Genomic DNA, 26,762 nt, shown 5'->3' with positions numbered 1-26,762 from the left:
ACCACCGACAAGTGCCTACCTGGACTCACGGTGGTAGCTGTCGAACCGATAGCGCAATCCGGAGCTGCTGGTGAGCCAGTCCCCAGTGGTACCGAGCCAGCTTTCGTCCAGCACCGGGGCGACGGCGTCGGCGTCTTGGCGCGGCAGATCGATCTCCACCTCGGTGACCTCACACCGCGTCGCGATCGGCAGCGCGAGGGCGTAGATCTGCGCGCCGCCGATCACCCAGATGTCGTCGTCGGTGAGCGCGTCGTCGAACGACGGGACGACCCGGGCCCCCTCGGCCCGGTAATCGGGTTGCCGCGTGACGACGACGTTCCGGCGCCCCGGCAGTGGCCGCACCTTGGCCGGCAGCGATTCCCACGTCAGCCTGCCCATCACCACGGTGTGGCCCATGGTCAGGTCTTTGAACCGCGCCTGGTCCTCGGGTAGCCGCCACGGGATGCCGCCGTCGCGGCCGATGACACCTGAGGTGGACTGAGCCCAGATCAGCCCGACTGTCATACCGCGACGGGGGCCTTGATCGCCGGGTGCGGGTCGTAGTTGACGATGGCGACGTCGTCGAAGGTGTAGTCGAAGATCGAATCACGCGGCGCCAGAACGAGTTCCGGGTATGGCCGCGGGTCGCGGGACAGCTGCTCGGTGACCTGCTCGACGTGGTTGTCGTAGATGTGGCAGTCGCCGCCGGTCCAGATGAAGTCGCCGACCTGCAGTCCGGCCTGCGCGGCCATCATGTGGGTGAGCAGCGCGTAGCTGGCGATGTTGAACGGCACACCGAGGAACAGATCGGCGCTGCGCTGGTAGAGCTGGCAGGACAGCCGCCCGTCGGCTACGTAGAACTGGAAGAACGCATGACACGGCGGCAACGCCATCTGCGGGATCTCGCCGACATTCCAGGCCGACACGATGTTGCGTCGCGAGTCCGGATCGGACTTGAGCAGCTCGAGTGCTGCGCTGATCTGGTCGATGTGCTCGCCCGACGGCGTCGGCCACGATCGCCACTGGACACCATAAACCGGGCCCAGATCGCCTGTGTCGCTTGCCCATTCATCCCAGATGGAGACGCCACGCTCCTGCAGCCACCGCACATTCGAGTCGCCGCGCAGGAACCACAGCAGCTCGTAGATCACGGACTTGGTGTGCACCTTCTTCGTGGTGATCAGCGGGAAGCCGGCCGAAAGGTCATAGCGCATCTGGTGGCCGAACAGGCTTCGAGTTCCGGTGCCGGTGCGGTCCGATTTCGGTGTGCCGCGCTCGAGCACGAGCCGCAGCAGATCCTCGTACGGCGTGGCAATGGGCACGTCGGTCAGCTTACTGTCGGCGCAGCGGGTAGAACGGATGCCATGCCGAGTATCTCTGCCACCGTCACCACGCCCGACGGCGCCTGCCCCGTCACCCTGCACACCCCGAACGGAACCGGCCCATGGTCGGCGGTCGTGATGTATCCCGACGCCGGCGGTGTCCGGCCGACCTTCCAGGAGATGGCCGCGCGGCTGGCCGGCTTCGGACACGCCGTGCTGCTGCCCGACGTGTACTACCGCGACGGTGACTGGGAGCCGTTCGACATGGAGACCGTGTTCGGCGACCCCGAGCAGCGCAAGCGGCTGATGACGATGGTGGGCAGCCTCACGCCCGACATGATCGCCTCCGACGCGACGGCATTCTTCGACTTCCTGGGGTCGCGGCCCGAGGTGAAGGGCGACGCGTTCGGCGTCTGCGGTTACTGCATGGGCGGGCGGACGTCGGTGATCGTCGCGGGCCGGGTGCCCGACCGGGTGGCGGCGGCCGGCTCGTTTCACGGCGGCGGCCTGGTCACCGACGACGCCGGCAGCCCGCACCTGCTCGCCGACCAGATGAAGGCGACGGTGTACGTCGCGGGCGCCGAGAACGATGCCAGCTTCACTCCCGAACAGGCCGAGACGCTCGACAAGGCGCTGACCGCCGCCGGCGTCACACACACGGTCGAGTTCTATCCGGCCGCCCACGGTTTCGCGGTGCCCGACAACCCGCCATACGACGAGGACGCCGCAGAGCGGCACTGGATCGCGCTGCAGCAGCTGTTCGGGTCAGCACTGCCGAATTGACGGTTTCGCTGCGGGCACTGAACCGGGCCACTCTCGCTCGACAGCTGCTGCTGCAGCGCTCACCGATGGGCGCGCTCGCCGCGATCGAACACCTGGTCGGCATGCAGGCGCAGGCACCGTTCGCGCCGTACTACGGCTTGTGGAGCCGGCTCGACGGCTTCACCGGCAATGAACTGTCCGGCCTGCTCACGGCCCGAAAAGCGGTCCGCATCGTGCTGATGCGCGGCACCATCCACCTCGTCTCGGCGAAAGACTGTCATCGGCTGCGTCCACTGCTCCAGCCGGCGCTCGATCGGATGCTGCGCAGCAACACCGCGCATGGCAAGGCGCTGGCCGAAATCGATGTCTCGGCAGTCGTCAAGGCCGCCCAGCGACTTCTTGACGCAGAACACCTGACCCCGGCGGAGGTCGGTGCGCGGCTCGCCGAGAGGTGGCCCCAGACGCCGCCGGGAGCACTGGCCGAGGCAGCACGCAGCAAGTTGCCGTTGGTGCAGGTCCCGCCGCGGGCGCTGTGGCAGCGCAGCGGACAAGTCCGGCTGACCACCGCGACTGCCTGGCTGGGCAAGCCGCGCGGCAAGCCAGTGACGATCGACGAACTGGTGATGCGGTATGTCAAGGCGTTCGGCCCAGCGAGCGCTGCCGACGTGCAGACGTGGAGCGGGCTCACCCGGCTGGGCGAGGTACTCGAGCGACTGAAGTTGATCCGACTGAAAAGCGAAGACGGGCAGACGCTTTACGACGCCCCAAACGCTCCGCGGCCCGATCCCGATGCACCGGCGCCCGTGCGGCTGGTCGCACCGTTCGACAACGTACTACTCTCACACGCCGATCGCTCGCGGGTGATCTCTGGCGAGGACCGCAAGCGGTTGTTCTCGGGAAAGAACGGGGTGTTTCCCGGCACCGTGCTGGTTGACGGATTCGTCTCGGGGACATGGGAACTCGTCGGCAAGGGTGATCAGACCAGCATGCAGGTGCGGCCGTACCGTCACATCGATGTTGTCGACGAAGTGATCGACGAGGGGAATCGCTTGCTGCAGTTGGCGTTCGGGGTAAGCCAGCCGCAGGTGGAGATTACTCGTCAGCGTCGTTTGAGCGTCGGAAACGGGTGACGGCGCGCAGTAGACCCCGGCCGGCGTAAATGCCTGCCACGATCGACACGATGATCATGACGATGAACATCACCAGCCAGTTGGCCCGGCTGTGGCTGACGTTCCACCAGACGATGGTGAAGAGGATCGCGCACAAGAACACCACGATGTCTCGCCAGTTACCGGTGTAGGACATCGCGGCGATCCGGATTTCACGACTGCGCTCATCGGCCTTGATAAGGCTCTCGATCCGTCGGTCGATGCTTTCCTTGAGCCGGGCTTTGAGTTCGGGGCGATCGTCCGGGATCCGCTCGAGCAGATCCATATCTTTGGCGATGTTGCCGCGTACATCTGGTGGTTTGAGGTTGCCGGCCGCAACGCCCAGCAGCGCCCCACCTGCGATCGGCGCTGCACCCAAGGCGAGTTCAGCAATACCGGGCATGTCTCCTCCGTTATCCCGTGGGCTCGCCGGTGGCCTGGAAGATGACCCGGCGTCCGATCTCGACGGCGTGGTCGGCGAACCGTTCGTAGTAGCGGCCGAGCAAGGTCACGTCGACGGCGGCAGCGACACCGTGTTTCCACTCCCGGTCCATCAGCACTGAGAACAGGTGCCGGTGCAGGTTGTCCATGTCGTCGTCATCGTCGTCGAGTTGTGCCGCTCGGTCTGGATCTCCAGACACCACAACGTCTTTGACGCTGTTACCGATGTCAACGGCGATGCGGCCCATCTCGGTGAAGTAGCCGTTGACCTCCTCAGGCAGCGCCTTGGCAGGATGGCGGCGACGGGTGAGCTTGGCGACGTGCAGCGCGAGAGCGCCCATTCGGTCGACGTCGGCGAGATTCGACAACGAGCTGATGACGAGGCGCAGATCACCGGCGACCGGAGCCTGCAAGGCAAGTAGCGTGATCACCGCTTCTTCGGTCTTCTTGATGCGTAGCGTGAACGCCTCGTGATCGGCGATCACCTCTTCGGCCAATACGAGGTCGGCCTGCAGCAAGGCCTGGGTAGCGCGTTCCATCGCCGCTCCGGCCAACCCACAGAGTTCGGCGATATCGGCGGTCAGGGCATGTAGCTGCTCTTGAAAAGCCGTTCGCATAGCGTCACTTTATGGCGTGGGCAGTCTGCGCAACCGCGCAGAGAGCCGCTTCGCCTCTTCGAGCTGCTCCCGCAAACGCAGCAACCTGGCCGGCGTGTCGACATCGTGGCGGCTGCGGCCGCGTCGGTCGTTCCACTGCTTCTCCGCCCTGCGTACCTGTGCACGCAGCGTCGCGACTTCGGCCGAAAGGATGTCGGCGAACAGCGCCGCCTGCGCGATGTCACACGCTCCCATCGCACCGCGCTTGGTGTGTACGGCCTTGTCCCCCATCGATCAATGCCTAACCGAAAAGTGTCTGCTTGACCAGAGAATTAACCGAACTGCCGACATCATGCATGCCGGCTCACTGACGATACCGCCAGGTGTGCAGGACCATCAGCAGAATCGTCGCCATGACAAGCGCGAGCCCGTTCAGCATCCGATCCCCAGTCACTCCATCAGCTGAGCGGCGACGGTCGCGCCGAGCTCCCAACAGGATTCAAGGTCGTCTTTGCCCGGCTTGCCCGACACCGCCACGTACTCAGCGGCTTTCACCCAACCTAGCCCGGTCGTGATCGCGGTGACTCCCTTTTCGGCCCCCTCGGTGCCCTCGTTGCCGTGCAGGTACAGGCCGAACGGTCGTCCTCGCGTCGCGTCGAGACACGGGTAGTAACAAACATCGAACGCGTGCTTGAGTGCGCCGCTCATGTACCCGAGGTTCGCCGGCGAGCCCAGGAGATAACCGTCAGCCTCCAGCATGTCGGCCGGTGAAACTGTGAGCGCCGGACGCCGCACCACCTCCACGCCCTGAATGTCGGGGTCGGTCGCACCCTTCAAAGCGGCCTCGAACATCTCCTGCATGTAGGGCGACGGGGTGTGGTGCACGATCAGCAGCGTCTTGCTCATTGCTGCCGCTCCTGCATATCGACGGCCTTGCGCATCGTCTCGCGAGCGCGGCCGCGATCACCCGCATAGTCATACGCACGTGCCAGCCGGTACCACCGCCGCCAGTTGTCGGGATCGGCTTCCAGTTCGCCGCGGACGGTCTCGAACAGCGCGTCGGCGGCGTTCCGCTCGATCCGCCCGGAGGGCATCCGCGGCAGGGAGCTGACGTCGAGCTCCATCCCCTCTTCCTTGGCCATGCGCGCCAGGCGCTGGTGCGCGAGGCCGGCTCTCAGCGTGCTGACCATCACCCAGATCCCGATCAACGGCAGGCCCATCAACGCAAGACCGAGGCCGATGGCGGCGGGCCGGCCCGACGTGACGAACGCCATCGCGATGCGGCCGAGCATGAGGAAGTACACGACCAGGGCCACGCACATGAAGCCGATCACCAGCTGAATGCGCAGTGCGCGCGCCCCATCGCTCATGTCAGGTCGAGGAAAGGCTCGAGACCCACTGTGAGACCGGGATGTCCGCCGACCTCTCGCACGGCCAGCAGGACGCCGGGCACGAACGAGGTGCGGTCCAGGCTGTCGTGCCGGATCGTCAGGGTCTCCCCCTGGGTGCCGAACAGCACCTCTTGATGAGCGACCAGCCCGGCCAGCCGCACGGAGTGGACCGGGATGCCGTCGACGTCGGCACCGCGGGCCCCCTCGATGCCGGTACTGGTGGCATCGGGATTGGGCGGCAAGCCTTTTCGAGCCTCTGCAATGAGGCGGGCGGTGCGAGCCGCGGTGCCCGACGGGGCATCGGCCTTGTGCGGGTGGTGCAGTTCAATGACTTCGGCAGACTCGAAGAAGCGGGCGGCCTGCTTGGCGAAATGCATTGAGAGCACCGCGCCGATGGCGAAGTTCGGTGCGATGAGCACCGCAACGCCGGGCTTGTCTTTGACCCAGCTCCCGACCTGGTTCAGGCGTTCGTCGGTGAATCCGGTGGTACCGACCACGGCGTGGATTCCGTTGTCGATCAAGAACTTCAGGTTGTCCATCACGACATCAGGGTGGGTGAAGTCGATGACGACCTCGGTCTGGCTGTCGGAGAACAGGCTCAACGAATCGCCGGCGTCGACCCCAACCGTGAAGGTGAGATCTTCCGCCGCCTCGACGGCCGCAACCATGGTCGCGCCGACCTTGCCTTTGGCCCCAAGCACTCCGACTCGCATGGGGCTACCCTAGCTTCCGGCAGCTTGGGTCGACCCCGCCAGAGTTCAGCACGCCAAGTCGACGTACACCGTCATCGCGGTGACGGTGGTGACGATGTCGTCCATCGCACCGGGTGCCCCGGAATCCATGCGGCTGAATGTCTGCCCTGGCCGTACCGCGCTGACCACACAGTGGTCGAGTGGTGCCGTATCGAGCTTGTTGACGATCACTTCGAATCCGCTGGCGCGCAACTGGCTGATCGTTTGAGATGCGTCAGCGGCTGCCGACGGCGCCGCGGTGGCGGTACCGGCGAAACCCGAGGCGGCGGCGCCGAGGGCGATGACCGACAGGATGAAGGACTTCATTGGTCTTCCTTTCGAAGTGGCTTTCCTGACTGTGGTGTGCCGACGCCCGCCATTCGTTACACCCACCGGCGCCGACGGCTGGTGCGCTACAGCAACAAGCTGAAGAGTTCCTGAAATGGCTGTGAACATTGCCGCCAGCGCTGCCTTTATTTGCGCTCACGTCGATTATTACAAATGGGAATTTTGCAAGCTGAACCTTCGCCCGGGCAAGCCGCCCGCATGCATTGCCCGTGGCGGCGCCGCACCGTGATGGGAAACGTAGCTGCTAGACCCCTAAGATTAGCCCACCAAACGCTCCCTCGACGCCAATGCCCAGGCAAAACTCGGCCGCACTCGACGCGCGTAAAAAAATCTTCCTGATTTTGCTCTGTCAACCAGACCATTAGTGGCATTATGTTGCTCGCTGATCTAGAACTATTAGCTGTCCGGCGTGCAGAACTGCATTCGGCAACGAAAGGTATCTCGGGGCGATGGCCAAACACAGCAAGACGAAAACTTCCAGGAAGCTCAAAGTAACGACCTACCTCGCTGCCGGCGTCATCGCCAGTGGTGGCGGCGCAGCCGCGCTGACGGCAGCGGTGACCCCTGCCCCGCAGCCAACCGGACCGCATGATGTGCAACTGACCAGCCTTGGTGGCCTACTCGGCTCGCTGGTGAAGAAAGTGGTGTCGCCGGTGGTGTCGACAGTCTCGAATGTCGTGTCGACGGCGGTGCCGGTCGTGACCGCGGTGCCGACAGTGGCGACGCCGGTCGTGGTGACGACCGTGGACACTCTTGTCGCGCCAACATCGCCGTTGGCGCCCTTGGCGCCGGTGGTGACGCCGCTGATCAGCAATGGCACCACTAACCCCGACGGCACCGCCACCAACGGAGGCCTGTTGATCGGCAACGGCGGCACGGCGACCGCCGCTGGGGCCGACGGTGGCGCCGGGGGCCTGGTCCTCGGCAACGGTGGCGGCTCGCTCACCGGTGACGGCGGCAACGCCGGCCTGGTGTTGGGCAACGGGGGTCTCTCGGGCACCGGCGACGGCGGCAACGGCGCGGTGCTCATCGGCAGCGGCGGCACCTCGCTCACGGGCAACGGCGGCGACTCCGGCATCGTGCTCGGCAACGGCGGTGACTCGATCGTTAGCACCGACACCGACCCGACCACCGGTAACGGCGGACATGCGGGCTTGATCGGTGATGGCGGCGACGGCGCAGGCGCGCTGCTCACGCCGGGCGCCGACGGTGGCAACGGCGGCGACGGCGGCATCCTGATCGGCAGCGGCGGCGACGGCGGAAACGGCACCAGCGCGCTGAGCGGCGCGGCCGGTGACGGTGGCGACGGCGGGAATTCCGGCATCGTCATCGGTGACGCCGGCTCTGGCGGCGACGGCGGCGCGGTTGTCGGCCTCGGCAACACCACTGGCGGCGACGGCGGCGACGGCGGCCACACCGTGCTGCTTGGCTCCGGCGGCGACGGCGGCGACGGCGGCAGCTCCTCTGTCCTGGCCGGCACCTCGACAGGTGGCGCCGGCGGCAGCGGCGGCGACGGCGGAATCGTGACGGGCACGGGCGGCTCCGGCGGCAGCGGCGGCGACGCCACGAGCACGTTGGGCACCGCGACCGGCGGCGCAGGCGGCAGCGGTGCCGACGGCGGTGTGCTCGGTGCCAGCGGCGACGGCGGCTCAGGCGGCGATGCCAAGGCGCTCGGCGCGACTACCGGTGGCGACGCCGGCGACGGCGGTCACACAACCGTGGTCGGTGACGGCGGCAGCGGCGGCACCGGCGGCTCCGCCACCAGCACCGGCACCGGGGGCAGCAGCGATGCCACGGCCGGCGACGGCGGAAGCGGCGGCAACGGCGGCAGCGTGCTCGGCGATGGCGGCACTGCCGGCAGCGGCGGCACGGCCACCTCCGGCAATACCACCCTTCACACCGGTTCGGGCGACGCCACTGGCGGGACCGGCGGCACGGGCGGCACCGGCGGCGGACTGGCAAGTAACGGTGGTGACGGCGGTTCCGGCGGCAGCGCGACAACTGGAACCAACAAGACCGGTGGAACGGCCACGGGCGGCGATGGTGGCGCAGGTGGCACGGCAGGCGTCGGTGGCACCGGCGGAACCGGCGGCACCGGTGGCACCGCAACTGGCAAGACCAGTTCGAGCGGCAGCGACGGCGCCAACGGCTGACACCGCAACAGTTGAAGAGTCGGCGCCCCTACCGAAATCGGTAGGGGCGCCTTCTCTTTGCCGTCACCGGGCCGCCAGTGCGCGGAAGGCCCGCCACGCCTTCGCGATTCCATACTCCGCGACGAGAAGCAACACCGCGCGCACCTGCTCGTCACCGGCACCCGCGGCGTATGCCAGGTCGATGTGCAGACTGAAGGATTCGTCGAGGGTCTGGTTCAACACATCGACCGCGATGCACGCCAGTGCCCGCTCACGCGGCGAAAGTTCACCGCTGCCCCACCGCTGGTGGTACTGATTGGCGACGAAAGTCGCGAACTCATCGTCCAAATCAGCAAGTGCGGCAAGGGTTTCGGTGGGGAGATCCCAATCGTGGACCGGCTGCGATTCCTTCGCCTCGCCCCGTGAACTCACCTGCTGCAGCGCCACCGCTGCGGTCGGATAACCCGCATACGGTGCCAGATGACGGATCGCCGCCACGCCCTCCGCGACGGAAACCCCGTTGGCTTCTGCCATTTGAACGTGCGTCAACAAGGGGAAGCCAACGTTGGCGGTACACAGGTCGGCGGCGAGGAACACGAACGCCTTCTCTCGCATGGTCAACTGCGGCAACGACCACGCGTGCATGCCGACCTCGGCGGCCATCCTGCCGAACGTCGGATCGAGTGCGGCTACCTGATCTTGGTTGGCGAGTTTCACCGTGAGGCCCCCTCGCGAGCCGAGACGACAGCCGATGAACCGGGCTGCGGGAGGTGGAAGATCCTGCGGCGCAACGCATCGAGTGTAGGTGTCGGAATGAACCGAACCAGATTCGCCAGCACTTGAGCGTCCTTGCCGACGAGGTAACGTGCACGCGGCCGACGCGCCGTCAGCGCCGTCTGCACCTTGCGAGCCACGACATCGGGCGGACTTCCCTTGCGTTCCCGCTTCAGCGCCGCGCTCACCATGCCGAGATAGGTCTCACCGTAGAGCTCTTTGCCTGCGGTCGAGAACTCTTCCACGGCGCTCTGCGAATCGTGCCGCAGCTTGTCGATCGCTTCGGTGTGAATGCTCGCCGGTTCCAGCAATACCACGTCGATGTCCCACGGCGCCAACTCTTGCCGGAACGCGTCGGCGATCGATGCGATCGCCGACTTCGACGCGGCGAGCGGACCGCCGAACGGCGGGGTGAACCGATCCCCGATCGAACCGATGATCACGAGCCGCCCCCTGGCCTGGCGAAGCAGCGGAAGGAATGCCTGGGTCACCGCGACCTGGCCGACCACGTTGACCTCGAGTTGCCACCGCAGCGATTCCAGCGGCACGAGTTCCATCGGAACCGCTACCCCGATTCCGGCGTTGTCCACCAACGCATTCAGTCCGGCTGCGCCGACGTGTTCGGTGACGGTCTCGACGGCGTCGCCGATCTGTCCGGCGTTGGTGACATCCATCAGCAACGGTGTGACCGTCTCGGCCATCGGCGCGTCCGCGAGCGCGCGTATCCCCGCATACACATGCCAACCCGCGGCGGCCAGGCGCACCGCGGTCGCCCGTCCGATACCGGTAGAGGCGCCGGTTACGACGACATGTCGAAGAGTGCACGTCATGCTTCCTCCAATTGATTCGCTCGGACAGGAATAAGCCAGCGCTGCAAGTGGTTTCGAAGTGTCTCGGCAGCCCACTCGTCATGGCGCAGTGCGAGGTAACCGTCGGGCCGGATCAGCAGCATCGCGCGCCGATGGATTTCGTACTTGCGCCGCAAGGTATTGCCTGCGTCAACCAGCGTGGTGACCCCGGTATGCAGCGAACCGTACACCGCATCGTCCGGCAGCAGCACGTACTGCTGGATCAGCGGGAATTCTGTGACCATTCGGGCGATCGGCGGGTAACCCACCGCGAAATCATCCGGTTCGCCAACCAAAACAAGCGAGAACTCGTCGCGCCTGATCACTTCGAACAGCCGGGTGACGGGTGCGGTCCGAGTCCGCGCGACACCGAATCGCCGCACCGGCGCGTCGGGCGCTCGATCACCGGTCACGATGGTTCCGGTCGCCACTGCCCCCGGTGCACGGTACGAGATGTCGAGCTGCGACAGCGCGCGTTCGATCGTGCTTCTGGCCCGGCGTCGCCCGAGCACCAGCGGGGCGACGTGCTGTCGCGCGAACACCGTCGGTGGGCGCCGCAACAACGTCATCCGCGTCGCGCGCCGGGTTCCCCTCACGGTTCGGCTCGCGGCAGGACGCCGCTCCGCTGCATAGGTGTCGAGCAATTCCGGCTTCGCTTGGCCTGATATCACCGCGGCGAGTTTCCACGAGAGGTTGAACGCATCCTGCACACCGATGTTCAAGCCTTGCGCACCGACCACCGAATGCACATGCGCTGCATCGCCTGCGAGAAATACCCGGCCGACGGACGGCCTTTCCACCGTCCGCTGGTGGATCACGAACCGGGACCGATCGCCGATCTCCACAGCGCGCGCACCGGTGGGGCCGCACGCATCGATCGCCGACTGAACCTCGGCGAGGGTGACCTCACCATCGGGCGCACGACGGGTGTTGTAGGCGATTGCAACGCGATGCCATCCGCCGACGAGTGGAAAGTACGCGACGAAGTCGCCTCTGTTGAGGTAGGCGTATAACTCGTCCATCGGCAGATGCCAATCAATGCGGACATCCACCGTGGCGAACTCTTCGCGGAATGCTCCACCTTCGAACTGCAGACCCAACAGATGGCGCACCGAGCTGTGCGCCCCGTCAGCACCGATCATCCAGTCCGCCCGGACGTGCTCGGATTGTCCATCAGCACAACGTAATACGACGTCGACGCCGGCGTGGTTCTGTGTGAAACCAACCAGCTGCACGCCGGATTCCACTGCTCCGCCAAACTCTTCCAACCGCTCCCGCAGAATCTCCTCCGTTTGGTTCTGCGGCAGCATCAACAGATAGGGATACGGGGTGTCAAGCCGGCCGAGGTCGAAATGCGCGATCGGACGTTCCTCACTCAGGATGTGAAACTTGCGCACCGGAAGCCCCCGTTCCACAGCAGCATCGACCACACCGAGCCGTTCGAAGAGTTCGAGTGTTTTGGCCTGGATGCCAGCGGCTTTGGTGCTGACGTTGTGGAAACGCTCCGCGTCCACGCATCGCACCGTTACACCGCGGCGCCGCAGTTCTGCGGCTGCGGTCAGACCGACCGGTCCAGCTCCTACGACGAGGACATCGACGTGATGGCGGTTCATGATGCGTCCGGGAAGGCGGGCAACACGTAATGCGCGAAAAGGCGCATCTGCTCCAGCATTTCGTCGACGGTGTCGGCGACGAACAGCGTCGCGAAGAAGCCGTCGAGACCGGCCTCCTCGAACGCCGCCACCTTCGCGCAGACCTCGTCCGGCGTGCCGATGAGGTTGTCGGCCAGGTACTTGTCGAGATCGACGCCCTTCATCATGGTGTCCTTCAGCGATCGCCGGAACAGATCGAACGTGGACCGCTCGAGGCGATCGCGCGCCTCTTGGGTCGTGTCCGCGATGCACACAACCGATTGCAGCCCGATCGTGACGGCTGCGGGGTCGCGGCCCGCCGCCCGCGCATAGCTCGACACCGTCGCCCGGCCCGCGGCGATCTCGGCGGGCCCGATCTTGGCGGGCAGCCAACCTTCGCAACGCTCACCGGCACGTCGAAGAGCGCCCTTGCCGTTGCCGCCGGAAAAGATCGGCAACGGATCCTGTACGGGTTTCGGATACGATTCGACGTCGAGGAACCGCCGATACTTACCTTCGTAGCTGGATCGCGGCTTTTCGAAGAGCTCGCGCAGCGACTCGATGCCCTCGGCCATCAGGTCGACTCGCGATGCGTCGGCGAGATCAGGTACGACGCTTTCGAATTCGTCGCGGTATCCGCCTGCCGCCACCGCGAGAGTGACGCGGCCACCGCTGATGTGGTCGAGCGTGGCCACCTGTTTGGCGAGCAGGACCGGCTCACGCATCGGCAGCACCAGAATGCCGGTGCCCAGCCGGACCACCGAAGTCTTCGCGGCGATGGTCGCCAACATCATCAACGGCTCGAAGTAATCCGGCGGCTGCGGCCACGCCTCCCGGACGAACCGTTGAGTGCTCAGATGATCGTTACCAGAAACCTCGTGGTATCCGAGCTGCTCGGCCTCGACCGCGATCCGGACCACCTCGTCGGCGGTGGCGAACGGGACCGGATACGCCATCCCGGCCAAGCAGGTGGGGACGTCGACTCCAAACTTCATGCCGCCCACGATGACGCGCGTACCGCAGCCACCGAATCTGTCGGATGACTGTATTCAGGGCAAGTCCAGACCCGCGAGTTCGTGCCGACCGGCCACCCCGAGCTTCGGAAACGCCTTGTACAGGTGATAGCCGGCGGTGCGCGGGCTGATGAACAGCTGTGCGCCGATGTCCCGGTTGGACAGGCCCGCGGCAGCCAGACGTACGACTTGCAGTTCCTGCGGCGTCAGCTGCGCGCCGCCCGTTTCAGCGGCCGCGGCGACGCTCTCCCCCGTCGCCCGTAGCTCGGCCCTTGCGCGTTCGGCCCACGAGCGGGCACCGATCCGTTCGAACACCCGCAGCGCACCCCGCAGCGGTTCCCGAGACTCGGATCGGCGCCGCATTCGTCGCAGCCATTCGCCGTAGAGCAGTTCGCTACGCGCCCGTGCCATTGGCCGATTGATGTCGTCGTACAGCCGAATGGCCGCCTGGTAGTGCGCTTCTGCTTCATCGTCGGTGCCCAGCAGCGCGCGACAGCGATGCAGGTGCGCCCTGACGACAGGGTTGTCACGGTGAGCAGCCCACCGCTCATAGATCGCGATCGTCTCCGCCGCGCGTTCCGGCTGTCCGCTGCGCGCGGCGGCCTCGGCCCACTCCGGCGGCGACAGGTAGGCAAACGTCGGATGCCGGCGCAGCCGCGGCGGCAACGACGCCAGCCGTTCGAGCGCGGCGGCATAACGTCCGAACCCGAGTTCGAGCACCGCCAGCGCGAGCACCGCTAGTCCGACGCTGGATGAATGTCGTTCCACGCCACGGTGTATCGCTTCGCCCGCCAGCGCGACGCAGGTTTCCTCGTCACCTGTCATCGCGGTGATCCTCGCGACAACGCCGCGCAGGTTCACCGCCGAGTGCAGCTGGCCGGTGTCCTCTGCGATCTGCACACCCTCGTTCGCGGTGCGCAGCGCCTCACGTAACCGGCCTGCCACCAGCGCCGCCTGCGAATGCTGCAGCAGGATGTGCGGCAGGCCACCGATCAGCCCGCGCTCCCGCGCCTCCACCAGCATCCGCTCGGTCTGTGCCCACGCTTCGTCGGCGTCACCGATGATCATCAACAGAAACGCACTGTGAATTGCGAGATTGCCGATCGTCATCCCTAGCTGCTCGGGGCGGATTGCCCGCACCGCGGGTGGCAACGGCGGAACCTTGTCCACATCCTCCCCGCACTGCAGCCTGGCGAGGATCGAACTGGCCGTCAGCATCGGACGCAGTGGATGATCCGGGGCCAGCGGCAACGAGTCGATGAGCTCAACGGTGCGCGCCAATTCCGGTGCGTCGTCGGCGAAGTACGCCATCCTCACCACTTCGATCAGCATCCTGGCGGCTTCTTCGCTGTCGCGGTCGCAGACCATCTCGGCGCCTGCGAGCACCATCTCCGAGGCGTGCCTGGGGGTGCCACGCTCGAACTCCAGCCGCGCACGGACCCAGGTGAGCTTCGCCAATGCCCGCGGGTCTTCGGTCAGCGCCGACGCATCCCGTGCGAGTCTGGCCGCCCTGTCCAACTGAGCCGCATCACGCGCGCTCATCGCCGCGGCCGCCAACCGTGCGCCGCGCACGATCGGATCCGCGGTCAGACGGGCCGCCCGCTCATGTGCCGCTGCACTGGCTGCGTATCCTCCCCGCGCGTCGGCACGCAGCGCAGCGGCCTCCATCGCATCTGCCGCGTTGTCGTCGAATCCGACGGCCGCGGCGGCGAGATGCCACGCCCGTCGATCAGGCTCCGGCAGCGAGTCTGCAAGCGCGCGATGGACGGTGATCCGATCGGCCGCGGTCGCCCGGCCGTACACCGCCGACCGGATCAACGGGTGCCGAAACGTGACCACACCCTCGTCGAGGCGAATCAGCCGGTTGCGTTCAGCTGGCTCAAAGTCGTTCAGCCCCAGCTCTATTCGCTGAGCCGCCGAAAGCACCACCCCCATCTCGCCGGTGTCCTCCGCAGCCGCGACAAGCAGCGCCAGCCTCGCCGCCGCCGGCAGCCGATCCACCTGCGAACCGAATGCGTCGAGCACCCTGCGCGCGGCAGAGGTGAGCCCGCCGCCCACGGTGGGTGGCACCCCGGCGGCTCGATCACCGGACCGCGCTGCCGCGGCCAATTCGAGCAGTGCCAAGGGATTGCCACCGGTCTCTTCGATCAACCGGGCCCGCAGATCGGGCGCGAGGTCGCCGGCCTGTTCGGCCAGCAGCGCGCCTGCCGCCGATTCGCTCAGGCCGCCCAGGTTCATCACCGGAAGCCCTCGAAGGTCGGCCGCGCTGTCGCGTACCGCCAGCAGCAGCACCACACCCTCTGCACCCAGTCGGCGAGCGGCGAACAGCAGCGCGTCTCGCGAGGCCCGGTCCAACCAGTGGGCATCGTCGACCAGACAGAGCAGCGGTCGGTCGCCGCCTGCTTCGGACAGCAGTGTCAACGTGGCGAGACCGGCCAGGAAACGGTCCACGCCAGGCGCTTCCGCTAAACCGAATGCCGCCTGCAACGCCGACGCCTGCGCCGAGGGCAGCGCGTCCAGCCGGTCGAGGCAGTTGTGAAGCAGCAGATGCAGTGCGGCGAACGGCAGTTCGGCCTCGGACTCGACGCCGGTGCACCGCAGTACCCGAAAGTCCTTGGCCTCGGCGGCAACATGCTCGAGCAAGGCCGTCTTTCCGCTGCCTGCCTCGCCGGCGAGCACGAGCACTGAGCTGCGACCGGTCCGCGCATCCGCGAGCAACTCACGGATGTCGCCCAGCTCCGCCGCCCGCCCGTGCAGCATGAAACCAACTTATAGCGGTGACGCTCCGCGGAGATGTTCGAAGATCAACGAGGTCTGAGTGCCTGCCACGTCGGCGTCGGCGTTGAGATTCTCCACCACGAACGCGCGAAGATCGTCGGTGTCACGTGCGGCAACGTGAAGGATGAAATCGTCCGCGCCCGCGAGGAAGTAGACATCCATCACCTGCGGCCTGGACCGGATGTGGGCGATGAAGTTGCGGATCTTGCCGCGGGCATTCGACTGCAGGCTCACCGAGATCATCGCCTGCAGCGTGAGACCGATAGCGGCGGGATCGATGTCGGCATAGAAGCCACGAATGACGCCGAGCTCCTGCAGTCGACGTACGCGGCCGTGGCATGTGGACGGTGCGACGCCGATGAGTTCGGCCAGGGCACTGTTGGACATCCGCGCATCGGCGTGCAGGGCGGTCAGGATGCGCCGGTCGACGTCATCGATCTCGACCGGCCGAACATCCTTCGACGGCCGGGCGAGCGCCGGCACCGTTTTCGTGACTCCTTCTGACATACCGCTACCTTATCGAAGAGTATTCGGAGTGATTGCCATTACATCGAAAGTTCTTCACACTTTGATAGGAAACCACGACTTTTAGGAGCCGTCATGCGCGTCGGAATCCCGACCGAGATCAAGAACAACGAGTACCGCGTCGCGATCACGCCCGCCGGGGTCGCCGAGTTGGTTCATCGCGGCCACGAGGTGATCATCCAGGCCGGCGCCGGCGAGGGGTCGGCCATCACCGATGCAGACTTCAAACGAGCGGGCGCCCAGCTGATCACCAGCGCCGACCAGGTGTGGGAAGAGGCCGACCTGCTGCTCAAGGTCAAGGAGCCGATCGAGGCCGAGTACGCCCGGCTGCGCAAGGGCCAGACCCTGTTCACCTACCTCCACCTCGCCGCGTCCAAGCCGTGCACCGATGCACTGCTCGCGTCGGGCACGACGTCGATCGCCTACGAGACGGTGCAGACCGCCGACGGTGCCCTGCCGCTGCTCGCCCCGATGAGCGAGGTCGCCGGACGGCTTGCCGCCCAGGTCGGTGCCTACCACCTGATGCGCACCCAGGGCGGCCGCGGCGTGCTGATGGGCGGCGTCCCCGGCGTCGCTCCTGCGAAGGTCGTTGTGATCGGCGGTGGCATGGCAGGCGACAACGCCGCCGCCGTCGCTTGGGGCATGGGCGCGCACGTCACCGTGTTCGACCTCAACATCAACATTCTGCGCAAGATCGACGCCGAATATGGCGGCGCCATCGAGACCCGTTACTCCTCGAGGCTGGATCTGGAAGATGCCGTCAAGCAGGCCGACCTGGTCATCGGTGCGGTTCTGGTGCCCGGCGCCAAGGCGCCCAAGCTGGTGACGAATTCGACTGTCGCGCATATGAAGTCGGGTGCGGTGTTGGTCGACATCGCGATCGATCAGGGCGGCTGCTTCGAGGATTCCCGGCCGACCACCCACGACGATCCGACCTTCGCCGTGCACGACACGCTGTTCTACTGCGTGGCCAATATGCCAGGCGCTGTGCCCCGCACGTCGACCTATGCGCTGACCAACGCGACGATGCCCTATGTGCTCAAGCTGGCCGACAAGGGTTGGCAGGCCGCCTGTCAGGCCGATGCGGCACTGGCCAAGGGCCTGTCCACGCATGAGGGCGCGCTGCTCTCCGGGCAGGTAGCAGCCGATCTCGACCTTCCGTTCACGGAGCCTGCCGCCGTGCTGGCCTGACGCTTCCCACCCCCGCGAACCCGGGCGCCGCAATCGAGCGGTGCCCGGGTTTGCTGTTGCGTGGGGTCAAGACGCGACAACCGTAGGGATTCGCCTGATTCCCACATCTGGGAATTGCCATACCGTCATGTCCCGTACCGAGAGACTCGACGAACAGGTGGCCACTGTGCAGGTTCAGCAAATTGTTGGAAGCGACAATTATAGTGCTGTCTCACTCTCGGCGATGATGCCACCCCAAGAACGGGCTTGCAGTCCCATTCATGGGAATGGGCGCCGCGTTTTTCCACGTCATCAGGTCGGCGGGGATGGCCGCGATGACACCGCCGTTACGAGCGCGGACCATCCACGGCTATTTGCTGCTGTCAGGGACTGAAAAATTCGACACAATCTCAGATTCAATGGAACTACGCGTGTGAATTTGGCGTGGAAGGGCATACGCTCTTAGCACGCATGGACGGTGCCAGGAGGGTGAAGCCCCACGGCAGGGAAGGAAAACAGGACATCCAACCGCCTCCAGCGCGCACGCAGCGGCGTTGAGCCAGGTGCCACGGGAGGCCCGGTCGCCCGGCCGCGAGGGGTTGTCGGGCGACCAGGTCACCCTTACAAGTGGAGTTGCTCAAATCGACGCTCCGGGGACGTGTCGAGCGATTCCGGTCGAGACTTCACCCACGCGGCGTGTGAATTGCCGCGAAAGACCGCCCCGTGGCTCACAGCTTGCCGGCACTGTCGGATTGCGAAAACGGCGTTTACCCGATTTCGCAATCTGACTAAGTTGAGTTCGGCCTGGCAAATGTTCAGCACAACCACTGAAACCGCCGAGTGTTCAGCGGATCCGCCCGCTGCCCTGCGAAGCGGCCTGTCAGGCGTGGCCAGATGGCTTACCCATCAACCAAAGCCACACTGGCAGCCCAGTCACGGTGCGATATCGATGGGCACGTCGAGACCAATTCCGAATAGCCACAAATTGAACCGACGTACGCCAGGGCTATCCGTGCATTTTTCGACATTGCGAGCGACGCATTTCATGCACGACGAAATGCGGCTGCCGCCTGTCACGGTATTGCCGACATTGGTCGAAATCGCTTTGGTGGTACGAACTTCCGCGTTTGGCGAACTCGGCGTACAGTGTGGCCGTGCCCACTTTGTCGTGTAGGTGTGGCCACGGGAGAAGTGCACATGAGCACTACCGCGCCGGGACTGACTGCGCGTTGTGCAGGGCAGGCCAGTGCACGCATTACCGATCGATGAATCAATTGCACCGCGTAGATGCCGCGCCGCGGCTGTCGCTGATCCGTCCGCAGTAGCTAGATATCGTCGACGTTGACGATGCCGTCCTGAATCGCCCTGGCCACCAGCGCCGCCTTGGTGGTGGCCGGCCGCCCTACCGCGGCGTACTTGGCACGGACCCGCTGTAGGTGAGTACGAACGGTTGTCGGCGCGATCTGCAGTTGGCGCGCAACGAGATCCTTGCTTTCGGTACGAAACCAGGCGACCAGCACTTCCTTTTCCCGCGGGGCAAGGTTCGCGCGACCGGTCTTGCTGTCGTTGAGCATCGCCAAGGCCATCCGCGGCCCGACATAGGGCCGGCCTGCGCCGGCGGCCCTGATCGCGTCGATCAGATGATCCTTACTCTCTGATTTCGTCAAATAGGTGACCGCGCCGCGCTCCAGCGCCGTCAGGATGACTTCGTCGGTTGCGATGTGCGAGTAAACGATTGCGCGGTGCCGGCGGGAGACAATGCGGTCCAACCCGCTGAAGTCCACACCGTTGCGCTGCTGCGGCAGTTCGAGCACGACCGGACCCATGTTCGACACGGATGGCGAAGGATGCTCGGCGAGAAACTGGTCGGCCGAAAAGTACGTACCTGCCAACGGAATCCGTGGTTGCGCCTTGCTGCACCACAGCTCGACGGCCGCGTGGGTCGCGTCGTGCTCGTCGACGACTGCCACAGCGCCAGTGCCGATATCCATTCCGTAGTGAATCGCAATCGTTTCGATCGCCACGTCTGCTGCTCCCTCCCCCCGCCGGTCCGCGATGCAGGCGCGGCTCGTCTGCTGGACAAGAACGTATTGCAGAAGGGGCGTCCGAGGAATCAGGTGTTTCCCTCGAACTGGGCCTAACCCATGAATTCGGCTACCAGCAGCGCGGTGAGCTCACCGATCAGCGTCCGCTGGTTCTGGGCCTCGGGGTTGCTGGCCTGCGAACGCGTCATCAGCGCGAGCAGCACGCGTTGACCTGCAGGGCCGTACGCGATGCCCACATCATTGGTGCTGCCGTAGTCGCCGCTGCCGGTCTTGTCGGCCGTGGTCCAGTCCGGTGGCAAGCCGGCCCGCATGCTCGACGTCTCGTTCGCTCGCATCCAATCCTCGAGCTGCTGGCGCTGTTGCGGGGCCAGCGCGTCCCCGGTGAGCAGACTGCGATACCCGCCGCCAAGGGCCTGTGGCGTGCTCGTGTCGCGAGGGTCGCCTGGAACCGCCGAATTCAGCTCGGTCTCCCAGCGATCGAGCCTCGTGCTCGGATCGCCGATGCTGCGGGCGAAGGCGGTGACGGCTGGCGGGCCGCCGATGGTTTTCAGCAGCATATTGCCGGCGGTGTTGTCGCTCACCTGTAATGCTGCCTGGCACAGCTCGTCGAGCGTCATCTCGCTTCCGGCGCGCGGCGCCGTCCTCGGCGAGTTCGCGACTATCCCGGCCGGATCGACGAACACTGTTTGGTCCAGCGTCAGCTCACCGTGTTCGACCATCTGCAGCACCCGTGCCGAGGCGTAGGCCTTGAACGTCGAGCAGATCGCGAACGCTTCTTGGCTGCGGTGCTCGATGGTGCGGGCGCCGTCGACATCAACGGCGAACACGCCTACGTACGCGTTGTAACGGCGCTCCAGCGCTGCGATGCGGTCCTGAATCGGCGGTGCTGGATCCATTGGATCCGCCACCGCGGGTTTGGTCGCATATGCAGAGGCCGCCAACATCAATCCGCCGAGCAGGGCCCGGCGCCGCGACAATCCAGTCATCGGCTCCAGGCTACCGGTCAGCCCGCGATATTCCGAAGCGGCTGTGGCAGCGACCTTTTCGATCTTTGCGGACCAAGGACAGCGGCGCCGTAGGGCCGGGTCAGCAACTGTTGTGCGACGGCGTTGACTTCGGCAAGTGTGACGGCTTCGATCTTGCCGAGGGTGTGCGCGATGCTGCGATGCTCGCCGTAGTTGAGCTCGCTGCGGCCGATACGGTTCATTCGCGAACCGGAGTCTTCCAGTCCGAGCACCAGCCCGCCCCGCAGCGAGCCCTTGGCGATGCGGCATTCCGCTTCGGTGATGCCGTCGCGCGCCACCTTCTCGAGCACTTCGGTGGTCACCCGGACCACTTCGTCGAATCGGTCGGGCTGACACCCCGCGTAGACGGATAGCGCCCCGCAGTCGGAGAACGTGTCGATGGTCGAGTACACCGAGTAGGCAAGGCCGCGCGTTTCCCGAATCTCTTGGAACAGCCGGGAACTCAGTCCGCCACCGAGTGCGTTGTTGAGCACCGACAGCGCCCACCGCTGTTCCCAGTGGCGTCCTGGCGTGCGCACACCGAGCATCAGATGCGTCTGCTCACCGTCACGGCGGACCAGTTGCAGCGTCGGCCTGCCGGTGACCCGGCCGGTGCCCTTGCGCGGTGCCACCGGAGTTCGACCGCGAATCAGCCTCGGCCCGAAGTGTTCTCGTGCCAGTGACACCACTTCGTTGTGGTCGACATTGCCGGCCACCGCCAGCACCATCCGCTCGGGGATGTAGCGGCGAAGGTGAAACGAGTGCAGTTGCGCGCGTGTCATCGCGGAGATCGAATCGACGCTGCCGATGACGGGACGGCCGACAGGGTGCTCGCCGAACATCGCCGAGAGGAAAACATCGCCGAGCGTGTCTTCCGGGTCGTCGTCGCGCATCGCGATCTCCTCGAGCACGACGTCCCGTTCGACCTCGACGTCCTCGGCAGCGCAACGCCCGCGCAGCACCACGTCGGCGACCAGGTCGACGGCCAATTCGAGGTCCGTGTCGAGCACATGCGCGTAGTAGCACGTGTGCTCCCTGGCGGTGAACGCGTTCAGCTCACCACCGACGGCGTCGACCGCCTGCGCGATCTCGACCGCCGTGCGGGACGGCGTCGACTTGAACAGCAGGTGTTCCAGGAAGTGCGCGGCGCCTGCCACGCTGTGTCCCTCGTCGCGCGATCCGACACCGACCCATACGCCCACCGATGCGGAATGCACCGACGGGATGAACTCGGTGACGACACGTAGGCCACCGGGCAAGGTGGTGCAGCGCACCGCGTCCGACGTTTCGTCGGCGCGGGCGCCGCGATGCAGTGCCCGGGACCTAGCTGCTGGCGGTTGCGGCATCGACAGGTGCGTCCGCGGGCGCCTCGGTGGCGGCTTCCGAAGTGTCCTCGTCGACGAGGACCAGCGAGATCTTGCCGCGGTTGTCGATGTCGGCGATCTCCACACGCAGCTTGTCGCCCACCTTGACCACGTCCTCGACCTTGGCGATCCGCTTGCCCCTGCCGAGCTTGCTGATGTGCACCAGGCCGTCGCGGCCGGGTAGCAGGGACACGAAAGCACCGAAATCGGTTGTCTTGACCACGGTTCCGAGGAACCGCTCACCGATCTTGGGCAGCTGCGGGTTGGCGATCGCGTTGATCTTGTCGATCGCGGCCTGCGCGGAAACGCCGTCGGAGGCACCGACGAACACCGTGCCGTCGTCCTCGATCGAGATCTGCGCCCCGGTCTCCTCGGTGATCGAGTTGATCATCTTGCCCTTGGGCCCGATGACCTCGCCGATCTTGTCGATGGGGACCTTGATGGTGGTGATCCGCGGCGCGTACGGGCTCATCTCGTCGGGGCTGTCGATGGCCTCGGCCATCACCTCGAGGATGGTCACCCGGGCGTCCTTGGCCTGGGCCAGCGCGCCTGCCAACACCTGCGAAGGGATGCCGTCGAGCTTGGTGTCCAACTGCAGCGCGGTGACGAAGTCCTTGGTGCCTGCGCACTTGAAGTCCATATCGCCGAACGCGTCCTCGGCGCCGAGGATGTCGGTGAGCGTGACGAAGCGCCGCTCGGTGTTGCCGTCGATCTCGACGTCGTCGGACACCAGGCCCATCGCGATGCCCGCCACCGGCGCCTTGAGCGGCACACCGGCGTTCAGCAGCGACAGCGTCGAAGCACACACCGAACCCATCGACGTGGAGCCATTGGAGCTGAGCGCCTCCGACACCTGCCTGATCGCGTACGGGAACTCCTCGATGCTGGGCAGCACCGGCATCAGCGCCCGCTCGGCCAGCGCGCCGTGGCCGATCTCGCGACGCTTGGGCGAACCGACGCGGCCGGTCTCGCCGGTCGAATACGGCGGGAAGTTGTAATGGTGCATGTAGCGCTTGGACGTCTCGGGTCCCAGCGAATCGATCTGCTGGGCCATCTTGATCATGTCCAGCGTGGTGACACCGAGGATCTGGGTCTCGCCACGCTCGAACAGCGCACTGCCGTGTGCGCGCGGCACCACGGCCACCTCGGCGGACAACGCGCGGATATCGGTGATGCCGCGGCCGTCGATGCGGAAGTGGTCGGTCAGGATACGTTGGCGCACAAGCTTTTTGGTCAGTGATCGGAACGCGGCGCCGATCTCTTTCTCGCGGCCCGCGAACTGCTCTGCCAACCGCTCGACCAACTCGGCCTTGATTTCGTTGGTCCGGTCGTCGCGCTCATGCTTGCCCGCGATGGTCAGCGCCTTGGACAGCTCGTCGGTGGCCACCGACGCGACCGAGTAGTACACGTCGTCGCCGTACTCGGGGAAGACGGGGTACTCGCCGGTCGGCTTGGCCGCACGATCGGCCAGCTCCTGCTGCGCGGCGCACAGCGCCTTGATGAACGGCTTGGCGGCCTCCAGGCCTTCTGCCACAACGGATTCCGTCGGCGCCTGGGCACCGCCGCCGATCAACTCGACGACGTTCTCGGTGGCTTCGGCCTCGACCATCATGATCGCGACGTCGCCGTCCTCGAGGACGCGGCCCGCGACGACCATGTCGAACACGGCCTTCTCGCCCTGCTCGACGGTCGGGAACGCGACCCAGGTGCCGTCGATCAGCGAGACCCGCACCCCGCCGATCGGACCCGAGAAGGGCAGACCGGCCAGCTGGGTGGACATCGAGGCGGCGTTGATCGCCACCACGTCGTAGAGCTCTTGAGGGTCGAGCGACATGACCGTCACCACGACCTGGATCTCGTTGCGCAGGCCGTCGACGAACGACGGCCGCAGCGGCCGGTCGATCAGCCGGCAGGTCAGGATCGCGTCGGTGGAGGGACGGCCCTCGCGGCGGAAGAACGAGCCGGGGATGCGCCCGGCGGCGTACATGCGCTCCTCCACGTCCACGGTCAACGGGAAGAAGTCGAAGTGGTCCTTGGGGCTCTTGCTGGCGGTGGTCGCCGACAGCAGCATCGTCTCGTCGTCGAGGTAAGCGACGGCGGAGCCGGCGGCCTGCTGAGCAAGCCGACCGGTTTCGAAGCGGATGGTGCGGGTGCCGAAGCTCCCGTTGTCGATCACGGCGGTGGATTCGTACACGCCGTCTTCAATTTCGACTACAGACATGGGCGTCCGTATGGCCTCTCTTGGTTCAGTGTTTCACTGTTCAGCTATTTCGCGTCGTCACAGCGTGTGAACCACCGGCCTTGATGCGGCTACGGCCATCGATCGAAGCTGTCGGGATTGCTACCCGGCAACCACTACCGAAGACCGCGCGATCAGGGCGGGTCCCGATATGAGACGCGGGAGCGGGCTCGCGGATATGCGAAACCGCACCCATTGTTCGAGCCGAAACGGCCGGCGAACGAAGCCATCCTACCTTGCCGCAGGTACGAGGCCGAAACCGCTCACTCAGGGACGTCGGCCCCACCCGCCGACCACGGTCGGCACCGTGAAGACCGCGTTCGCGGCCTGGATGGCATCGCCGAGTCGCTCGTCGAGCGTGTCGAGGTCCATCTCGTCCTCCGTCGCCCCGCCGGAGGCGACTACGGCGTCCTTCATCGCGCGCAGCACCCCGACCACATACGACGACGCGTCCCGCGCGTAGGGCGGCCAAAACGCCTGCAGCCCGAGTGACCCCACATCCGCGTACCCGGCTTGCTCAAAAAGGAGAGGTAGTCGCATCCCGACGAACGGATCCACCTTGGCGTGCGCGAAACCCGCTGCCAGCCAGTCTCTGATGCGGGAGTAGAGCTCGACCTCGGGTAGGGCTCGCGCTCCGCCCATGTCGTAATCGATGGCGATGAAGACCCCGCCCGGACGGAGGTTGCGCATCTGATGAGCCAGGACGTCGACCGCGTCGGGCAGGTGCATCAGCAACAGCCGGCAGACTGCGGCATCGAAAGCCTGCTCGTCGACGAAGCTGCGCGCGTCACCGTTGCGAAACTCGACGTTGGTCAGTCCCAGCCGGTCGCGACGCTGGTTGGCGACGCCGATCTGGGCGGTGTCCTGCTCGACGCCGACTACTGAGCCCTCGGCCCCAACCATCTCGGCGACTTGAAACGACACGTCGCCCGGGCCGCTGCCCAGGTCGAGAACGCGCATGCCGGGTCGGATGCCACCGCGCTGAAACAGCAGAGCTGTCGGCTCGGCAATGATCGCTGCCTGAGATTGCAACCGCGCGATTTCGGCGTCGTCGCTACCCAGAATGTATTCGGGCGTGCTCATTTCGCGACGGTAGCGCGATTTTCAGCAAACACGTCCCGAACAGGAAAGCTCAGCGGCGCAGGCCGAGCCGCTCGATCAGCGAGCGGTAGCGCTCGACGTCCACCTGAGCGACGTACTTGAGCAGTCGACGACGACGGCCGACGAGCAGCAGCAGCCCGCGCCGCGAGTGGTGGTCGTGCTTGTGCACCTTCAGGTGCTCGGTCAGGTCGGAGATGCGCTTGGTCAGCAGCGCGACCTGGGCTTCTGGGGATCCGGTGTCGGTGCCATGCAGGCCGTACTCGCCCAGAATGGTCTTCTTTTGTTCGGCAGTGAGCGCCACGAATCAACTCCATCAATCGGTCCGCGAACTAGGGCCAAAGGCCCGAATAAGCGTGGCCACCGCGAACTGCAGCACACGCCGGGTCGGCAGGGAGTCTAGCAGCGGGTCACGTGGCGGAAAGAATCGTGCGGGCGTGCTCGGTGTCTTCGCCCATGGTCGTGACCAGGTCCTCGACCCGGTCGAACTTCTCCTGACCGCGGATGCGGGCGACGAAATCGACCGCGACATGCTGGCCGTACAGGTCCGCGCTGGTGTCCAGAACGAACGCCTCCACGGTGCGCGTGCGGCCCGAAAACGTCGGGTTGGTGCCAACCGATACCGCGGCTTGATAACGCTCACCGGGCACCACGCTGCCGGTGATCGGGCCGTGCCCCAGCACGGTGAACCACGCGGCGTAGACACCGTCGGCCGGGATCGCCGAGTACATCGGCGGCGCCACGTTCGCGGTGGGGAAGCCAAGCACGGTTCCGCGTCCCTCGCCCCGCACCACCACGCCTTCGACGCGGTGCGGACGGCCGAGCGCCTCGGTGGCCGCCACCACATCCCCGGCGTCCACGCAGGAGCGGATGTACGTCGACGAGAACGTGATGTCCTCGTTCTGGTGGTGCTCGCTGACCAGCGACATGCCCTGCACGGCAAAGCCGAACCGATCGCCCGCCTTGCGCAGGGTGTCGACGTTGCCCGCGGCCTTCTTGCCGAACGTGAAGTTCTCCCCCACCACCACCTCGACGACATGCAGGTGTTCGACGAGCAATTCGTGGATGTAGCGGTCCGGGGTCAGCTTCATGAAGTCAGTCGTGAACGGCATCACCAGGAACACGTCGACACCCAGCTCCTCGACGAGTTCGGCACGCCGGGTCAGTGTCGTCAGCTGTGCCGGATGGCTGCCCGGGAACACGACCTCCATCGGGTGAGGGTCGAACGTCATCAGCACCGCAGGCACGCCGCGACTGCGGCCGGCCTTGACGGCGTGGTTGATCAGCTCCTGATGCCCCCGATGCACCCCGTCGAAGACGCCGATCGTCACCACGCATCGGCCCCAGTCCGTCGGGATGTCCTCTTGCCCCCGCCAGCGCTGCACAGCGCAAGCCTACGGCGCAGAGATACCGGTGGCTTCGC

26 protein-coding genes are annotated in these 26,762 nt (G+C 65.9%); 4 read left to right on the top strand and 22 right to left on the bottom strand.

Annotation, left to right across the window (positions count from 1 at the left end):
- Nucleotides 1-15 precede the first annotated feature (15 nt).
- Both J3E61_RS21855 and J3E61_RS21850 read right to left on the bottom strand, forming a co-directional pair.
- Nucleotides 16-504: a dihydrofolate reductase gene (locus tag J3E61_RS21855; protein ID WP_210084947.1), complete on the bottom strand. Its 489-nt coding sequence runs from the start codon at nucleotides 502-504 to the stop codon at nucleotides 16-18.
- Nucleotides 501-1,301 (bottom strand): thymidylate synthase, encoded by an 801-nt coding sequence (locus J3E61_RS21850; RefSeq protein WP_210084946.1) that lies wholly within the window; start codon nucleotides 1,299-1,301, stop codon nucleotides 501-503. Before J3E61_RS21850 ends, J3E61_RS21855 begins: the two co-directional genes overlap by 4 nt.
- Before the next feature lie 42 nt (nucleotides 1,302-1,343).
- Between J3E61_RS21850 and J3E61_RS21845 the strand changes: the two genes are divergently transcribed.
- A complete protein-coding gene (locus tag J3E61_RS21845; RefSeq protein WP_192720977.1) occupies nucleotides 1,344-2,084 on the top strand; it encodes a dienelactone hydrolase family protein in 741 nt (246 codons plus the stop codon).
- Nucleotides 2,081-3,193: an AlkZ family DNA glycosylase gene (locus J3E61_RS21840; protein WP_210084945.1), complete on the top strand. Its 1,113-nt coding sequence runs from the start codon at nucleotides 2,081-2,083 to the stop codon at nucleotides 3,191-3,193. Before J3E61_RS21845 ends, J3E61_RS21840 begins: the two co-directional genes overlap by 4 nt.
- Here J3E61_RS21840 and J3E61_RS21835 read toward each other — a convergent pair.
- The 7 genes from J3E61_RS21835 to J3E61_RS21805 all read right to left on the bottom strand — a co-directional run bounded on the left by J3E61_RS21835 (nucleotide 3,156) and on the right by J3E61_RS21805 (nucleotide 6,697).
- Nucleotides 3,156-3,614, bottom strand: a complete 459-nt coding sequence (locus tag J3E61_RS21835; RefSeq protein ID WP_192720979.1) for a hypothetical protein — start codon at nucleotides 3,612-3,614, stop codon at nucleotides 3,156-3,158. The genes J3E61_RS21840 and J3E61_RS21835 overlap by 38 nt on opposite strands.
- Before the next feature lie 10 nt (nucleotides 3,615-3,624).
- Nucleotides 3,625-4,269 carry a phosphate signaling complex protein PhoU gene (phoU, locus tag J3E61_RS21830; protein WP_192720980.1) on the bottom strand — a complete coding sequence of 215 codons (645 nt, stop codon included), beginning with the start codon at nucleotides 4,267-4,269 and terminating at the stop codon, nucleotides 3,625-3,627.
- 9 nt (nucleotides 4,270-4,278) lie between these two features.
- Nucleotides 4,279-4,539 carry a hypothetical protein gene (locus J3E61_RS21825; protein ID WP_210084944.1) on the bottom strand — a complete coding sequence of 87 codons (261 nt, stop codon included), beginning with the start codon at nucleotides 4,537-4,539 and terminating at the stop codon, nucleotides 4,279-4,281.
- 159 nt (nucleotides 4,540-4,698) lie between these two features.
- A complete protein-coding gene (locus J3E61_RS21820) occupies nucleotides 4,699-5,154 on the bottom strand; it encodes a flavodoxin family protein (protein ID WP_210084943.1) in 456 nt (151 codons plus the stop codon).
- Complete coding sequence (locus J3E61_RS21815) at nucleotides 5,151-5,618, bottom strand: hypothetical protein (RefSeq protein WP_192720983.1); 468 nt, start codon at nucleotides 5,616-5,618, stop codon at nucleotides 5,151-5,153. Before J3E61_RS21815 ends, J3E61_RS21820 begins: the two co-directional genes overlap by 4 nt.
- Nucleotides 5,615-6,352 (bottom strand): 4-hydroxy-tetrahydrodipicolinate reductase, encoded by a 738-nt coding sequence (locus tag J3E61_RS21810; RefSeq protein WP_192720984.1) that lies wholly within the window; start codon nucleotides 6,350-6,352, stop codon nucleotides 5,615-5,617. The genes J3E61_RS21815 and J3E61_RS21810 overlap by 4 nt, the downstream gene beginning before the upstream one ends.
- A 45-nt stretch (nucleotides 6,353-6,397) precedes the next feature.
- A complete protein-coding gene (locus J3E61_RS21805) occupies nucleotides 6,398-6,697 on the bottom strand; it encodes a hypothetical protein (protein WP_210084942.1) in 300 nt (99 codons plus the stop codon).
- A gap of 470 nt (nucleotides 6,698-7,167) precedes the next feature.
- Here J3E61_RS21805 and J3E61_RS21800 point away from each other — a divergent pair, with 470 nt between their 5' ends.
- On the top strand, nucleotides 7,168-8,871 hold the full coding sequence (locus tag J3E61_RS21800) for a hypothetical protein (RefSeq protein WP_192720986.1): 1,704 nt from the start codon (nucleotides 7,168-7,170) through the stop codon (nucleotides 8,869-8,871).
- Between the two features lie 63 nt (nucleotides 8,872-8,934).
- On the opposite strand, the gene J3E61_RS21795 is transcribed toward J3E61_RS21800, so the two are convergent.
- From J3E61_RS21795 to J3E61_RS21770, 6 genes are read right to left on the bottom strand one after another with little or no spacing between them, the layout of a single operon-like run.
- Entirely contained in the window at nucleotides 8,935-9,513 is a 579-nt protein-coding gene (locus J3E61_RS21795; RefSeq protein ID WP_210085655.1) for a carboxymuconolactone decarboxylase family protein, read from the bottom strand.
- Between the two features lie 50 nt (nucleotides 9,514-9,563).
- On the bottom strand, nucleotides 9,564-10,454 hold the full coding sequence (locus J3E61_RS21790; protein WP_210084941.1) for an SDR family NAD(P)-dependent oxidoreductase: 891 nt from the start codon (nucleotides 10,452-10,454) through the stop codon (nucleotides 9,564-9,566).
- Nucleotides 10,451-12,085 carry an FAD-dependent monooxygenase gene (locus J3E61_RS21785; RefSeq protein WP_210084940.1) on the bottom strand — a complete coding sequence of 545 codons (1,635 nt, stop codon included), beginning with the start codon at nucleotides 12,083-12,085 and terminating at the stop codon, nucleotides 10,451-10,453. Before J3E61_RS21785 ends, J3E61_RS21790 begins: the two co-directional genes overlap by 4 nt.
- Nucleotides 12,082-13,098, bottom strand: a complete 1,017-nt coding sequence (locus tag J3E61_RS21780; RefSeq protein WP_210084939.1) for an LLM class flavin-dependent oxidoreductase — start codon at nucleotides 13,096-13,098, stop codon at nucleotides 12,082-12,084. Before J3E61_RS21780 ends, J3E61_RS21785 begins: the two co-directional genes overlap by 4 nt.
- A 54-nt stretch (nucleotides 13,099-13,152) precedes the next feature.
- Entirely contained in the window at nucleotides 13,153-15,876 is a 2,724-nt protein-coding gene (locus tag J3E61_RS21775) for an AAA family ATPase (protein ID WP_210084938.1), read from the bottom strand.
- Nucleotides 15,877-15,885: 9 nt separating this feature from the next.
- Entirely contained in the window at nucleotides 15,886-16,401 is a 516-nt protein-coding gene (locus J3E61_RS21770; protein ID WP_210084937.1) for an Lrp/AsnC family transcriptional regulator, read from the bottom strand.
- Between the two features lie 93 nt (nucleotides 16,402-16,494).
- On the opposite strand from J3E61_RS21770, the gene ald reads away from it, so the two are divergent.
- Entirely contained in the window at nucleotides 16,495-17,610 is a 1,116-nt protein-coding gene (gene ald / locus J3E61_RS21765) for an alanine dehydrogenase (protein ID WP_192720992.1), read from the top strand.
- 1,304 nt (nucleotides 17,611-18,914) lie between these two features.
- On the opposite strand, the gene J3E61_RS21760 is transcribed toward ald, so the two are convergent.
- The 7 genes from J3E61_RS21760 to J3E61_RS21730 form a co-directional block, all read right to left on the bottom strand.
- Nucleotides 18,915-19,580: a response regulator transcription factor gene (locus J3E61_RS21760; RefSeq protein WP_210085654.1), complete on the bottom strand. Its 666-nt coding sequence runs from the start codon at nucleotides 19,578-19,580 to the stop codon at nucleotides 18,915-18,917.
- A 146-nt stretch (nucleotides 19,581-19,726) separates the two neighbouring features.
- Nucleotides 19,727-20,620, bottom strand: a complete 894-nt coding sequence (gene bla / locus J3E61_RS21755; protein ID WP_210084936.1) for a class A beta-lactamase — start codon at nucleotides 20,618-20,620, stop codon at nucleotides 19,727-19,729.
- A 17-nt stretch (nucleotides 20,621-20,637) separates the two neighbouring features.
- Nucleotides 20,638-21,951: an insulinase family protein gene (locus tag J3E61_RS21750; protein WP_210085653.1), complete on the bottom strand. Its 1,314-nt coding sequence runs from the start codon at nucleotides 21,949-21,951 to the stop codon at nucleotides 20,638-20,640.
- 10 nt (nucleotides 21,952-21,961) lie between these two features.
- Nucleotides 21,962-24,223, bottom strand: a complete 2,262-nt coding sequence (locus J3E61_RS21745) for a polyribonucleotide nucleotidyltransferase (protein ID WP_192720994.1) — start codon at nucleotides 24,221-24,223, stop codon at nucleotides 21,962-21,964.
- Nucleotides 24,224-24,508: 285 nt separating this feature from the next.
- Nucleotides 24,509-25,324: a methyltransferase domain-containing protein gene (locus tag J3E61_RS21740; protein WP_192720995.1), complete on the bottom strand. Its 816-nt coding sequence runs from the start codon at nucleotides 25,322-25,324 to the stop codon at nucleotides 24,509-24,511.
- A gap of 49 nt (nucleotides 25,325-25,373) precedes the next feature.
- Nucleotides 25,374-25,643, bottom strand: coding sequence for a 30S ribosomal protein S15 (rpsO, locus tag J3E61_RS21735; RefSeq protein WP_192720996.1), 270 nt, complete (start codon nucleotides 25,641-25,643; stop codon nucleotides 25,374-25,376).
- A gap of 106 nt (nucleotides 25,644-25,749) precedes the next feature.
- Nucleotides 25,750-26,724: a bifunctional riboflavin kinase/FAD synthetase gene (locus tag J3E61_RS21730; RefSeq protein ID WP_210084935.1), complete on the bottom strand. Its 975-nt coding sequence runs from the start codon at nucleotides 26,722-26,724 to the stop codon at nucleotides 25,750-25,752.
- Nucleotides 26,725-26,762 lie beyond the last annotated feature (38 nt).

This window comes from Mycobacterium sp. OAE908 (assembly GCF_017872775.1).
Lineage (GTDB): Bacteria > Actinomycetota > Actinomycetes > Mycobacteriales > Mycobacteriaceae > Mycobacterium.
Note: the sequence above shows the minus strand (reverse complement) of the source record. Positions and strands in the feature narration are given on the sequence as shown.